Source organism: Streptomyces sp. NPDC003300, assembly GCF_040610915.1.
GTDB lineage: Bacteria > Actinomycetota > Actinomycetes > Streptomycetales > Streptomycetaceae > Actinacidiphila.
Window position 1 is genome coordinate 1 of record NZ_JBEXNE010000029.1, and the last position, 13,425, is coordinate 13,425.

The window sequence follows — 13,425 nt, forward strand, 5'->3', positions numbered from 1 at the left end:
CCAGTGAATGTCTCCACCCACAATGGCTCAGCCCGCAACACCCCACCCATACAGAAGGAATGCCCCATCACGGACGTTCTGCAACAACCTTTAGGAGCTGATGGGCTCGAAGTCCCAGTAGGGGCGGGTGCGGGAGCGGGCCGTCACCGTGTGCGGGTGCTGCGGGCCGAGGGTGGCCGAGAGCGCGGCCAGCGCCTCCTCCTCGATCTTGTCGGCCTCCTGCCGCTTGCGCATGTTGCGCAGGTCGGTGGCGAGCGCGATCCGGCAGGACAGCGTCAGCGGGTGGTCCTTGCCGAGCCGGGCGGTGGCCCGCTCGGCGGTGGCGCGGGAGAGTTCGGCCGCGCTCTCCGGGTCGCCCGCGAAGTTGCGGGCGCCGCTGGCGTTGAGCGCGCAGCCCAGCGTCCACGGGTGGTCGTCGCCGACCGCGCGGGACATGCCGGTCAGCGCGTCCTCGATCTCGATCTGCGACTGCTGCCGCTCTCCGGCCGCCCGCAGCAGCAGGCCGTGGTTGGCGAGCGCGCCGGCGACGAACGCGTGCCGGGCGTTGAACTGCCAGCGGTAGTGCCGCAGTACGAACTCCGACAGCTCCCTGGCCCGGTCGAGGTCGCCGTGCTCCCGCTCGAAACTGGAGTACGTGACCGCGACCCGCAGCGACAGCGGGTCGGTGCTGCCCAGCACCCGCTCGCAGCGTTCCAGCAGCCGGCCCATCAGATGGGCGGCACGCGGCCGGTCGCCCGCCCGGTAGTAGCACTGCGCCAGATTGTGCTCGGCGCGCAGCGTCTGGGGGTTGTCGGCGCCCAGCACGGTGCGGTGGGTCTCGGCGTTGCGCTCCTGCACCGAGGTGGCCTGGTCGTAGCGGCCGAGCAGCCGCAGGTCGTACGCGTAGGAGTTCTCCGAGGAGAGTGTGACGATGTTGCGGGCGCGCAGCAGTTCGCGGCGCGCCTCCAGGATCTCGCCGTCGAGGTCGAGGGCTTCCTGGTAGCGGCCGAGCAGCCGGTAGGTGACGGCCAGGTTGTTCTTGGCGAGCAGGGTGCGGGGGTCCTGCTCCCCGACGAGTCGGGCGTAGCCGCGCTCGACGAACCGGGCCGTCTCCAGGCCCTCGTCGTAGCGGCCGAGGTTGCGCAGGTCCGCGGCGAGACCGTTGGCGGCGCGCAGGGTCAGCAGGTCCTGTTCGCCGCGGTCGGCGCGCAGGGTCTCGAAGGCGTCGCGGTCCAGGGCCTCGGTGGCGACGTAGTCGCCCATGGCGCGCATCATGTTGGCCCGGTTGTTCACCAGGTCCCACAGCCGCGGGTGACCGGGCTCCAGCAGCTCGGGCCAGTGCTTGGCCGTGGCCTCGGCGAGCCGCAGTCCGGCCCGGTACTCGCCCGACAGGTGCAGGTAGCGCAGGCAGTTGACGATCATGAGCTGGATGTCGGGGTTGGTGCTGCGCAGCGCGCCGGACGCCTCCAGGTGCGGGACGATCTCGGCGTAGCGCGGCCACAGCCGGGTGTCGGTGGGGCGGCCGGGGTCGGCGGCGGCCAGGATCTTGCGGACCACCTGGGAGTACAGGTTCTGCTCGGCGGCGGGCATGTCGGCCCGCACCGCCTGGTAGACCAGCCGGTGCATCTGGACGACCTCGGCGCTGCCCGCGGCCTCGTCGTCCTCGGCCTCCGGCGGGTCGGACTGCACGACGGCCCACTGGGCGAGCTTGCTGATCGCCGAGTTCCACAGCAGCGGGTCTTCCATCAGCCCGGTGAGCTGTTCCGGCAGGTCGCGCACGGGCAGGTCGCGCAGCAGCCGGACCGGGATCGGCCCCGGCGCGAAGAAGACGCACAGCCGCAGCAGGTCGACGGCCTCCGGCTTGTCCTCGCGGAGCCGGTTGAGCAGTATCGAGAAGGCGGTGTAGTACGTCATCTGGAAGTCGGCGGCGACCTTGAGGCCGGGCTCGACGTCCGCGCCGTGCCGCAGCAGCTCGATGTAGTCGTCCACCGGCATGGACGAGTCGTTGAGCGCGCCCGCGTTCTGGTCCAGGGCCAGCGCGAGGTCGCCGAGGGCGTCGGCCAGCTTGTCGGCGTCGGCGTCGTCCAGCCGCGGCGCGCGCCGCCGTACGAAGGCGACGCTCTCCGCCCTGCTGTAGACGGGCACTTCGATCAGGGCGCTGTTGTGCTCGGCCCACTCGCGGTTCTGCGAGGTGATCAGTACGTGGCCGGGCCCGGTGGGCACCAGGTCGTGGATGTCCTCGGGCTGGTCGGCGCCGTCGAGGACCACCAGCCAGCGGAAGTAGGGCTCGCCCCGGCGCAGCGCGTCGCGTACCGCGCGCAGCCGTTCGCCGTACTCGCGGCCGGTGACCAGGCCGAGCGCGGGCGCCAGGCCCGCCAGCTTCTCGCGCAGGGTGCCGCGCTCGCTGGCGCGCACCCACCACACGACGTCGTACTCCGGGCCGAAGCGGTAGACGTACTCGGTCGCGATGTGGGTCTTGCCGACCCCGGACAGGCCGTGCAGGGTGGCGACGCCCGCGCCGGGCTCGGCCTGGGTGAAGTGGTTGTGCAGGTCGCCGAGGAGCTCCTCGCGGCCGGTGAAGCGGGTGTTGCGGCGCGGGACACCGCCCCAGACGTCGGGCTGTTCCAGCGGGAAGCGCGGGCCGCCGGAGCCGCTGAGGGTGTCGCTGGAGGAGGCGCGGGAGGGGGTGATGCCGAGCCTGCCGAGCAGTCGCCGCTCGGCCTCGGCCGCGCCCAGGCCCCACAGGTCGGCGGCGCCGAGGGAGGCGACGGCGCTGGGCAGCGCGGCCGGGGTGACGGAGACCGCGGCGAAGCGCTCGCTGTGGTCGGGGACGACCGCGCGCAGCGCCACGTTCCACTCCTCGTGGGTGCGCGGGCCGAGCCGGAAGTACCACTCGCTGAGCACGATCAGCACGCGGCCCTCGGACAGCAGCAGGTCACGTAACATCCGCTCGATGGAGTCCGTGGGGTCGGCGTCCCAGCGTTGCAGCGCCACCTGCTGGCCGTGCCGTTCGAGTCTGCTCGCGATCCACGCCGCCCAGGCCCTGTTGTAGCCCGCGTAACTGATCGTGACGATTCCCGGCCCCCGTGCTGCTGAGGCGGCGTTACGCCCTCCGGCCATGCGTGCGACTCCCTCGTGATACGCGCGTAGTGCTCTGGCGGGTCAGTGGATCGACAGTGAGCCAGGTGCGCCCGACGGCACAGGTGACTTTCGCCAGAAACTACACTGCTTTACTCCCCCGTTGACGTACGGTCATGCCGTTTCGCGCGCCCAAAGACGCCCGTTCAGACCCGCTTTCGCCGCCAGATGACCCGGGCCGTCTCGACGTACGCCGTGGCGCGCGCCAGGTGGCCTTCCGGCGGCGTGTGCCGTCCCAGCCGAGTGTGGTACGCCGCCATGGAGTTGACCAGGGTGCGGCCCTGCGGGGTCAGCCGGTTGGAGCCGAGCAGCTGCGGCAGGACGGCCTCGACCTGGAGGCGGCAGCGGCAGTGCGCGGCCCACGCGGCGTCGCGCTGTGCGGGGTCCGCGGCGGCCAGCGCGACGCCGAGGTGGAAGTCGGCGAGCGCGAGGTGGGCGTACGCGCCCTGGAAGACGCCGTCGAAGGGGCGCGGGTCCTGCCGCCAGGGGGCCCAGTAGCGGGCGGTGTCGTCCGCGGTGTGCAGCGCGGTGACGCCGGCCAGGGCGAGCAGCTTGGTGTGCTGCAACTCGTGGACGAGCGCGGCGGCCATCTTCAGGCCGCCCATCGGCGTACTGCTGAGCAGCGCGCCGAAGGCGTCGCCCAAGGTGGCGCTGTACTGCGCGGACGCGGCGCCGTCCAGCGGCACGAAGCAGTCGAGCAGCGCGGCCACTTCGCGGGCCCGGGTGCCGTCGCCGAGCCGCAGCCAGGGCTGGGCCTCGCGCCAGGCGGTACGCCATCTGGCCCGGTCCTCGTCGGCGAGCCGGTCGGCGGCGGACAGCCCGTACGGGTTGGCGCGGCGGCCCTCCGCGCGGTACGGGTCGGCGTCGTCGATCAGCACCGGGTGGCCGTCGGGGCGGTCCTCCTGCGGCCACAGCGCCTGGATCGGGCGCCAGCCGGGGGCGGCCGAGCGCCACACGCCGTCGGTTCCCCTGCGCACCTCGACCGCGTGGCGGGTGCGCTCCTCGGGGCGCAGCCAGAGCCGGTTGCCGTCGCCGTCCACCCGCATCCGGGGCGCGGCGGCGCCGGGCTTGCGCGGGGGGCCCGCGGCCGGCAGCCGGTAGCCGCCGAGCGTCGGCAGCGTCAACAGGCCGTCGCGTACCGGTACGTCGGCGCTGAAGCGCAGGCCCGCGCGGGCGGCGGCGGACGCGGCGAGCGCGCCCAGGTGCGGCAGCGCCTCCGCGGCCCGCGGCGCCTGGCCCGCCACGGTGAGCGCCCGCAGGCTGCGTTCGGCCCACGCGCCGGTCAGCGGGTAGTGCACGACGCGGCGGGCGGCGGCCGGGTCCGCGCGCTCGGCCCGCTCCAGCAGCCGCCAGTCGCCGAGCACGCGCTCGGCGGTCCCCTCGGGCAGCGACCCGGCGGGCGCGGTCCGCACGGCGTCGAGCAGCGCGCGCAGCACCAGCAGCCGCCGCCCGCGCTGGTGGCTGACCAGCAGTTCCAGTGAGTCCGGCCCGCTGCCGGTGCTGCCGAGCACCGGCAGCACCGCGTCGAGCACGGGCGCAGCGGCGGTGGTCACGGCGTCTCCCGCCGTACGCGGGACGCGGCGGGCGCCGGGGCCGCCGCCTCGGCGAGGCGGCGCGCGATGTGCCGGATGAGCAGCGCCATGTCGGCGCAGTAGACCGACGGGTTGCGGAAGCCGGAGCCCTCCCGGTAGCGGTGGACGTAGTGGCCGCCGCCGCAGACGGTGACCAGCGGGCAGGCGCGGCAGGTGGCGGCGAGGGCGGCGAGCCCGGCCTGGCGGGCGGCGACGCCGGGGTGGGCGAGCGCGTCGTCGAAGCTGTTGCGGAAGACGTCGAGCCCGGTGGCGGCGGCCCCCTCGTACGCGGACTTGAGCGAGTCGACCTGCTCGATGCTGCCGTCGGTCTCGATCACGACGGCGGTGAAGGGCTGGAGCCCGAGCCGTTCTACGGGCGACCGGAGGCCGAGCAGCAGCGCCACGCACTCCTCGAACAGCCGAATCCTGGTCTCCCGGCGCTCCGCGCCCCACCAGCGGTCGAAGACGGCGGAGAGCCAACTCCCGTACGGCGCGGGGTCGTCGGCGGACGCGGGCAGTCCCGGCGGCGGCGCGGTCCAGTTGCCGTGCGGCAGCAGCAGGTCCATCCGCGGCGGCCGGAAGGCCAGCAGCGACTCGTACACCTCGACCGGGTCGTGGGCGAGGTCGACGACGCACAGCAGTCCGCCGTACGCCTCGGGCGCGGTCTCGGCGAGCAGCCGCACCCCGGCGGAGGCGGCGGCCCAGGACGGGCGGCCGGCGTGGTCGACTCGCGCGGCGTTGTGGGCGGGCAGGCCGCCGTCGAGGCTGACGCCGACGCGTATACGCGCGTCACGCAGGACGCGCAGCCGGTCGGCGGTGAGCAGGGTGCCGTTGGTCTGCACGCTGGCGTGCACGGCGCAGTCGGCGGGGACGGTGCGGCGGATCAGGTCGACGTCGGCGGCGAGCGCGTCGGCGCCGTTGAGCAGCGGTTCGCCGCCGTGCAGCACCACGGCGACATCGCGCAGACGGTGGGTCGCGGCGTGTTCCGCGATGCGTTCTGCGGTGCGCCGGGTCACCGCGTCGGGGGCGGCGCGGGGGCGGTCCCGCCAGCCGTGGTCGGGGCCCGCGTAGAGGTAGCAGTAGGTGCAGGCCAGATTGCAGCGGCTGTGCGTCTTGAGGATGAACTGCCGCAGGGGGAAGGCCCCTTCGGCCGCCGTACTGCCGGTCCGCGGCCTGTCGTCGGCCGGATGACGCACCACATCACCTCCCCCGTGTACCTCAGGCCGCCCCGTCGGCCCCAGCGGTTGTTCCCGCTGGGCGGCCGGAAGTAAACACCTCGGCAAGGAATTGGCCGTATTCGCCCTGGAGCACGGCCAAAAGCGGCGTTCCGTCAGGAGTTCACGCGATACGGGGGTACGTGGGCGGTGGTCGCGCGCGCCGGTGCCCGGTGCGCCGGGCGGCGTCAGCCGGTGGCCTCCGGCGCGCTGGGGTCGCTCTCGAAGCCCCACAGCGCCTCGCCGCCGGGACCGGCCGCGCGCGCCCGCAGATCGCTCACCAGGGCGGACAGCACCGGGTGTTCGACGGTGCGCAGCGATTCCAGGTCGAGGCCGAGCAGGTCGATGTCGGCGTCCGCCGGAATCCGGTAGGCGGGGGCGTGCTCGGGCGACGCCGCCTCGGGAAGGTCCCGGTCGGAAGGTGCCCGCTCGGGGGCTGGCCGCTCGGGGGCTGGCCGCTCGGGGACCGCCCGCTCGGGGGCTGGCCGCTCGGGGACCGCCCGTTCGTCAACAGCCCTTTCGTGAACGGCGCGTTCGGGTAACGCCTCGTCGTGGTGAGCGGGTTCGTCCGGGGGCCGCTCGGCCCCGCCGTACGCTCGGTCGTCCATCGTCGGCCTCAGCTCTCGTCCCGTGGTGGCTCGTGGGGGGATGCAGTTGTCGCGGCCCGGATTCGCGCGGGGTCCTGGCCGGTCGGTCCGAGGCGGCCGGACCGGGGCCGGTCGCCCCGGGCTCAGTTCGTCCGTGTCAGCGCCGCCAGCCGTTCGGCGGTCCGCTGCCGTGCCTCCTCGTCCGCGGCGCCGTCCCCTCCGTCGTCCGGCAGCCGCCGCCATTCGGCCTGCGCGGCCCGGTAGGCGTCGGCGGCGGCCCGCGGGCGCCGGGCGAATTCGTAGACCACGCCACGCCAATGATGCGCCAGCGCCGACAGCCGCACCATGGGGCCGGGTTCCGCCGACCGGTCGGCCGCCGTGCCCGCGGCCTCCGCGGCGCGGCGGTAGGCGTCGGCCGCCTGGTCGAGGCGCTCACCGCGCTGGGTGTGCGCGTAGCCCAGCCGGTGCGACTCGCCCAACTCGTACCAGATCCGCGCCACTTGCGCCGGGTCCACGGCGGGCTGCACGGCCAGGCCCAGGACGTGCTCGGCCTCGCGCAGGTCCACCAGGTCCTGTTCCGCCCGGTAGCGCAGCACCAGGGCCCGGCCGAGCATCAGCAGCCTGCCGGACAGCCGCGGGTCGCTCTCGGGGGTCTCCATCCGGCAGTCCCGCAGGACCTGCACGGCCCGGTTGACGAAGAGTTCGCCGCCGGGGAGCGCGGAGCGGCCGAGCAGCGCGTCGCCCCATTCGGCGACGATCTCGCTGTACTCGGGGCGGTCGCGCGGGGTCAGACGGCACGCCTCGGCGAACCGCCCCGCCGCCGCTTCCAGTTCACCGGCCGGGCCGCCCTCGGTGTGCCGGGCGACCCTGATCCGGCCCGCACGCAGCAGGATCGAGGCCCGCGCCAGCCGGTCGCGGGTCTCGCCGAGCGCCCGGTCGACCAGCCGCTGTGCCTCCGGCAGCCGTCCGCCGACCAGCAGATGGGCGTCGACCAGCGACAGCAGCGCGGCGGTCCGCGCTTCGAGGGCCGCCTCCTCGCGCTCCAGCGCGTCCAGTCCCGCGGCGAAGTACTCGGCGGCCTGGAGCGCGTAGACCTGCTCGCGCTCCCGCTCCCCCGCCGTGCCCGCCAGCCGCAGCAGGGCGCGGCCGTGGGCGAGCGACAGCGCGCTGGGGCGGGCGTCGGACAGCGGCCAGGAGTCCGCGAACGCCTCCAGCATCCCCACGGTCTCCTGGAGCAGCCCGGCGTCGCCGCTGAGCTGCCACTGGTCCTCCAGCACCCTGACCCGCTCCAGGGTGGCGCCGAGCACGTCCTGCGGGTCGAGTCCCGGGGCGGCGCAGACCGCGCTGAACTCCCGGTCCGCGCGCCGCAGAAGCTCCAACGCGCCCCGCGTGTCCCCGTTCGCCGCCCGCTCGTCCGCGGCGGCCTGGAACACGCGGGCGCGCACCGCGCGGGCCGGTACCGAACCCGGGTGCGCCGCGGCCGTCGCCGCCGCGTCCTGGGCCTCGCGCAGCAGCGCGGCCCCGCCGCGCAGCCGCCACAGCGTGATGAGATTCTGCGCCAGCTCGCTCCACAGGTCGGGGTCCGAGCCGCGCACCCGCTCCTCGTCCGCCGCGCGGCGCAGCAACTGCACCGCGTCCAGCAGATTCTGGACCATGCCCTCCTCGGTGAAGCGCGCCACCAACTGCCGGGCCCGCTGCACCGCGGACGACGGCTGTCCCGTACCGGCTCCCACGGCCAGCCGGTCGTGGCCGGTGTTCCCCGGCAGCGGCATGAAGCGCTCCAGCACCCGGGCGGCGACCTCCGCGAAGGGCTGCGGGGACTCGGCGACGACGGTCGACGCCTGCTCGGCGAGCGCGGTGGCGCGGGCCGCGGTGGCGACGGCGGCGTCCGCGAGCCGGTCGCCCGGCCCCTCGGTGAGCTGCGTGATGGCCAGCGCGGGGAAGTTGGGGCCGCTCTTGCCGAAACGCTGCTCGACGTACTCCGAGCAGTGCTTGAGCACCAGCAGCGCCTCGTCCCTGCCGAGCGGGCCGAGCAGCACGTCCCGTACGCCGTCGGCGAATTCGTACCAGCGGTGGTCGCGCGCGTCGTCGCCCGATATCCGCTTGAGCAGGCCGCTGAGCAGCACCTCCGACAATTCGGCGGGCCCCGAGTCGGGCAGCATCGTGCGCTGGACGAGCTGCATGACGGGCAGGAAGAGCGGGGCGGCGGCGAGGTAGACGGCGAGCTGGGCGGCGGCGGGCGAGGCGGCCGAGCGGAACCGGCCGACCAGGGCGACCGGCGGCACCGGGGACTGCCGTACGGGCGCCGGGGTCGCGGGCTGGTCGGAGCGCACCCAGCCGACGGCGGCGGGCACGCGGGCCGCGCCCGTGCCCGCCAGCAGCCGCGCCCACGCGCCCAACGCCTCGGCGGTGGGCGGCAGTACGGGCACCGGCAGCGCGTCGCCCGCGGGTGCGGCCGGCACGTAGTGGGAGGAGCCGCCGGTGCCCGAGGAGAAGCGCGGCGGCGAGGCGGGCAGCAGCCCTTCGCCGCGGTGCAGCACGCCGTACGAGACGGGCAGCCGGGTCCGGGCCCACAACCGGGCCGGGAGCGGCTGGAGTACGGCGACCGGGCCGTGTCTGGCCAGCCGGTGCAGCAGCCGGTGCGCCTGCCCCGACCGCCACAGCGGCCCCGCGCAGTCGCTGACCAGCAGGGTCACCCGGCGGCCCGTGGGGTCGCTCAACTGCTCGGCGGAGCGCATCCCGACCGCCTCGGGGTCGAAGCGTCCGCTGACCGCGGGGTCGCCGTCCGGGGTGGCGTGCAGATAGCGGACCTGCACCTCGTGGAAGGCGCCGAGCCGTTCGAAGACCTGGCTCAGCTCGCGGAGCATCCGCTCCCACACGTACATCGAGGACGAGGCGTCCATGAGCAGTTGCATCGAGGCGTCGCCGCGCAGCACCGGCCGGAAGACCGGCAGCAGCAGTCCGGCGGCGCGCGCGCTGTTCTCCGCGGTGGCCGACTCGTCGAGCACTTCGCGCAACGGCCGCGCGGGGCTGCGGTAGCGCTGCAACGGCCGCAGTGCCGACTGGAGTTCGAGCAGCCGGGGCAGCGTCGCCGCCTCGGGCACGGCGACCGACAGCGCGGCGGCGGCCGGTCCCGTACGCGCCCGGCCGGGGGCGCTGACGCCCGGATAGAGCTGGACGAGGCGGTCGTCGTCCGGGTCGGTGAGGCTGCGCGGCAGTACGGTGCCGCCGGGTGGGGTGGGGTCGGTGACGCCGGACAGTCCCGGGTGGTGCGCGCCGCTGCCCGTACCGGCGCCGCCGGGGTCGCGGGCCTCCCCCGCGGCGCTCGCGGGGGAGGTCGGGCGGGACCAGCGGGCCAGCCACAGCGCGTCGGCCAACTCGGTGGGTCCCGGGTCGAGTCCGGCCTCGGTCAGGGCGCCGACGACGGACGCGAGCGGGTCGGGCCGCTCGGTGGCGGTGTCGGTGTCGGTGTCGGTGTCTGCGGAGGGTGGTGTCCTCGGGTCGGGCGTCCTCGGGTCGGGGGCCTGCGGGTCGGGTCTCCGGGTGGCCATGGCCGGTTCACCTGGGCCGGTCGAGCCGTTGGATGAGCATGTCCGCCAACCGGCTGCGGGTGGGGGGCGCGGCGTGATGGGTGAGGAAGATCGCGTTCAACAGCTGGTCGGTGGCGAGGAGTTCGCTGCGCGACCGTTCCAGGAAGCGGGTCACCAGGTCGTCGCCGACGGTCGCCGCCTCGTCGCCGAGGTGGGCGCGGACCACGGTGGACAGCCGCTTGTGGTCGGGGCGGCCCAGCTCCAGGTGGATGCAGCGGCGCAGCAGCGGCGGCGGGAAGTCGCGCTCGCCGTTGCTGGTGAGGATGACGAACGGGAAGGCCCGGCAGCGGATGCGGCCCTCACGGAGCGAGACCTTGGCGCCGTCGTCGGTCAACACCTCGACCTGCGGCTCGCGTTCGGCCAGCCGCTCCAGCTCGGGGATGCCGAACTCGCCCTCCTCCATCACGTTCAGCAGGTCGTTGGGCAGGTCGATGTCGCTCTTGTCCAGCTCGTCGATGAGCAGCACCCGCGGCTTGGCGGTCGGCAGCAGGGCGGTGCCCAGCGGGCCGAGCCGGATGTAGCTGCCGATGCCGCCGGGCGGGGCGGTGCCGGAATTCGCCGCGATCTGGGTGTCCTGGAGGCGGGCGATCGCGTCGTAGCGGTACAGCCCGTCCTGGAGCGCGCTGCGGCTGACGATCGGCCAGTGCAGCACGCGGCCGAGGCCCAGTTCGTACGCCACCGCGTGCGCGAGGGTGCTCTTGCCGGTGCCGGGGCTGCCGGTGACCAGCAGCGGACGGCGCAGGTACAGCGCCGCGTTGACCATTTCCAGCTCCTCCGGGCTGGGCCGGTGCATCTCGGCCATGTGCCGGTACGCGCCGAGCCTGCGGGCGGAGGAACTGTCGGGCCCGGGGCCCTGCTGGACCAGTGGGCCGCCGTCGAAGTCCCGCCAGGGCGGCGGCTCTGGCAGTCCGTCGATGCCGGTGTGCGGTTCTCCCGTGCCCCGGTAGATGAGCCACTCGCCGGCGGGGCTGGCGTCGGTCATCTCACTCACCTCGATACCTCGTCCTCATGGAGTCTCCAACAGCTCGTCGGTCCCCGGTAGGGGGCGAGTCGGATCGTCGTAGAGCAGGGTGATTCCCACCGACCAGAACGCCTCGGGCACGCCCGCGTCCACCGCCGCGCGCAGGACGGCGAGGGCGCGGGGCAGCCGTGCGGCCGTGCGCGCGGCGCGCACCGTACGGTTCACGCCGCGGTGGAAGTCGCCGCAGGCCGTCTCGGGGGCGACCGGTTCCCTGCGCCACACCGCGACCGGGTAGCCGGAGGTCACCAGGCGGTGCAGCTCCTCGGGGGCGGTCGCGGCGCTGCGGCAGAGCGCCGGCAGCGTGTCGCGCGCGCGGTCGCGCAGCTCGTCGTCGGCCGGGAGCGGGCCCGGCGTACCGTCGTCGCAGTCGAACAGGTCGGCGCGCGGCCGCTGTTGGTGCAGGGTGTGCCAACGGCCGTGCCTGGCCTCGGTCACCGCCGGGTCGTCGTCGGGCGGCGCGTCGGTGCGGCGCACCACGACCGGGCGTACGGCGCCGAGCGCGCGCCCGCCGGGGCCGAGCGGCCAGGTCTCGACGGGGAAGCCCACCAGGGCGCCGGGGACGGCCAGTTGCAGCGGCGCCGGGTAGCCGGGCTGGTCGCAGCGGCGGAACACCTCGTCCAGCGGCTCGCGCAGCCGGACCGGCAGGTCGTCGAGCGCGGTGCCGCGGAAGTCCTCCTCGACGCACTCCACTTCGCCGTTCTCCGGCACGACGCAGACCCGCCAGTCGAGGCGGCCCGGCTCCCAGCCGCGCGGGATGATCTCCAGCAGGGCCTCGGGGCGGATACGGCGGTCCGGCCGGCCGCCGGGGCCCGCGTCGGCCGCGGTCGCGGTGGCCGCGTCCGCGGTCGTACCGCTGTCCGGTCCCTGATCGTCGAGGTCCGTGCCCGGGCCGCCGAAGCCGGTGCCGAGGTCGGCGCCGAGGCCGACGTCCGGGTCCGCGCCGAGTCCGGCGCCGAGGTCGCCGGTCAGGCCGCTGACCAGGGTGCCGCGGGCGCGCAGCCGGGCCTTGCGCTCGGTGACCAGGGTGTTGCGGAACAGCCGGGTCAGACCGATCGCGTCGGCGGCGGTGTCCTGCGCCCAGTGCCACAGGACGCGTTCGGCCGCCTCGTCCGCCGCGCGGGTCCTGTCGGCGGTCGCGGCCTGCACCGCGAACCGCAGCACCGCCTCCAACTCGCTGGTGCCGCGCCGCAGGTCGTACAGCAGGCCCAGACCGTCCCGCCAGGCGCGCGGCGCGGTCGGCAGGCCCTGCGCGGGGCTGCCGCGGACCGCTCCGACGATGTCCTGGAGGCTCTTCGCGCTGGCGGGCGGCGGGAGTTGGGCGAGCATCCCGAGCAGTGCGGTGCGCTGGCCCGGGGTCAGGGCGCGGCCCGCGGCGGCGCCGATCTCGCCGTGCGCGTCGGTCCAGGTGACCTCCTGGCCGCCGACGAAGGCGTAACGGTCGGCGTGGTAGAGGTCGTGCGCCGTCATCACGCGGTGGTACAGGTCGGCGGCGGTGCCGGTGGCGGGCAGCCTGCGCAACTCCTGCACGCCGATGGCGAGTCCGCCGTCCTGGCCGGTACGGCGCGCCTTCAGCACCCCGATCACCTCGCCGCGCACGAGGTCCACGACCGGGCCGCCCGAGACGCCGTTGGGCATCTCGTCCTCATTGCCGAGCTTGAGCAGTCCGCCGCTGCCGAGCTGGCCGCTGATGGAGCAGCGGCCGTTGTACGCGACGACCTCGCCGTCCATCGGGATGTGGCCGAAGTACGCGACCTGGTTGGTGGTGTAGCCCTTGGCGGTGCGCTCGGTGAGCCAGACGCAGGGGTGGTCGACGCTGTCCAGCAGCCGGATCAGCGCGAGGTCGGGGGACGGCCAGCGGCCGGTGCCGGTGTGGCCCGCCGGTTCCGCCCACTCCACGACGCCGCTGAGCATGCGGTCGCCGTATCCGACGGAGACCTTGCGGCCGGCCGGGCCGCCGCCGTCGCCGCCGTCATTGCCGCCGCCCTCGCCGCTCTGGGCGAGCGCGACGTGCGCGCAGGTGAGCACCCAGTTCGGCGCCACGAAGAAGCCGCTGCCCCGCAGCGGGTAGCCGGGTTCCCGGCCGTGAACGCGTACGGTCGCCTCGCTGACCAGCGGGGTCAGGATCTCGGCGGGGTCGGCGGGCTCGTCGAGCCCGCCGGGACCGCCGAACGCCGTCATCGCGCGCCCCGCCCTAATCGCGGTGCCGCGGCGGCAGCCGTCTGCGCCCCCATCCCACCCCCAGTGACTGATCGTCTCCGAAGGCTAGCCCGCGGCCAGGACCGGCGCGAGGACCTTCGGACATACTCCCTATCCTTGCGGTGTACG

The 13,425-nt window shown here is 75.0% G+C and carries 7 protein-coding genes; all 7 read right to left on the reverse strand.

Translation table 11 applies throughout. From position 1 onward, the window contains the following. Positions 1 to 90 precede the first annotated feature (90 nt). The gene (gene fxsT / locus ABZX65_RS30635) at positions 91 to 3,099 is read right to left on the reverse strand and encodes an FxSxx-COOH system tetratricopeptide repeat protein (RefSeq protein ID WP_355347232.1); all 3,009 of its coding nucleotides are present in this window, start codon (positions 3,097 to 3,099) and stop codon (positions 91 to 93) included. Positions 3,100 to 3,263: 164 nt separating this feature from the next. Next, complete coding sequence (locus ABZX65_RS30640) at positions 3,264 to 4,670, reverse strand: HEXXH motif-containing putative peptide modification protein (RefSeq protein WP_355347235.1); 1,407 nt, start codon at positions 4,668 to 4,670, stop codon at positions 3,264 to 3,266. Further along, the gene (locus ABZX65_RS30645) at positions 4,667 to 5,821 is read right to left on the reverse strand and encodes an FxsB family cyclophane-forming radical SAM/SPASM peptide maturase (RefSeq protein WP_355347401.1); all 1,155 of its coding nucleotides are present in this window, start codon (positions 5,819 to 5,821) and stop codon (positions 4,667 to 4,669) included. The genes ABZX65_RS30640 and ABZX65_RS30645 overlap by 4 nt, the downstream gene beginning before the upstream one ends. Before the next feature lie 269 nt (positions 5,822 to 6,090). Further along, on the reverse strand, positions 6,091 to 6,510 hold the full coding sequence (gene fxsA / locus ABZX65_RS30650) for an FxSxx-COOH cyclophane-containing RiPP peptide (protein WP_355347238.1): 420 nt from the start codon (positions 6,508 to 6,510) through the stop codon (positions 6,091 to 6,093). Between the two features lie 122 nt (positions 6,511 to 6,632). Then, positions 6,633 to 10,040, reverse strand: a complete 3,408-nt coding sequence (locus ABZX65_RS30655) for an SAV_2336 N-terminal domain-related protein (RefSeq protein WP_355347241.1) — start codon at positions 10,038 to 10,040, stop codon at positions 6,633 to 6,635. Between the two features lie 7 nt (positions 10,041 to 10,047). After that, positions 10,048 to 11,061 carry a MoxR family ATPase gene (locus tag ABZX65_RS30660; RefSeq protein WP_188283451.1) on the reverse strand — a complete coding sequence of 338 codons (1,014 nt, stop codon included), beginning with the start codon at positions 11,059 to 11,061 and terminating at the stop codon, positions 10,048 to 10,050. A 24-nt stretch (positions 11,062 to 11,085) separates the two neighbouring features. Beyond that, positions 11,086 to 13,278 (reverse strand): trypsin-like peptidase domain-containing protein, encoded by a 2,193-nt coding sequence (locus ABZX65_RS30665; protein ID WP_355347244.1) that lies wholly within the window; start codon positions 13,276 to 13,278, stop codon positions 11,086 to 11,088. Between the last annotated feature and the right edge of the window lie 147 nt (positions 13,279 to 13,425).

What these genes read in the sequence shown, in the direction of transcription:
- fxsT (WP_355347232.1), bottom strand. Translation starts at nt 3,099, where the DNA reads ATGGCCGGAGGGCGTAACGCCGCCTCAGCAGCACGGGGGCCGGGAATC.
- fxsA (WP_355347238.1), bottom strand. Translation starts at nt 6,510, where the DNA reads ATGGACGACCGAGCGTACGGCGGGGCCGAGCGGCCCCCGGACGAACCC.
- ABZX65_RS30655 (WP_355347241.1), bottom strand. Translation starts at nt 10,040, where the DNA reads ATGGCCACCCGGAGACCCGACCCGCAGGCCCCCGACCCGAGGACGCCC.
- ABZX65_RS30660 (WP_188283451.1), bottom strand. Translation starts at nt 11,061, where the DNA reads ATGACCGACGCCAGCCCCGCCGGCGAGTGGCTCATCTACCGGGGCACG.
- ABZX65_RS30665 (WP_355347244.1), bottom strand. Translation starts at nt 13,278, where the DNA reads ATGACGGCGTTCGGCGGTCCCGGCGGGCTCGACGAGCCCGCCGACCCC.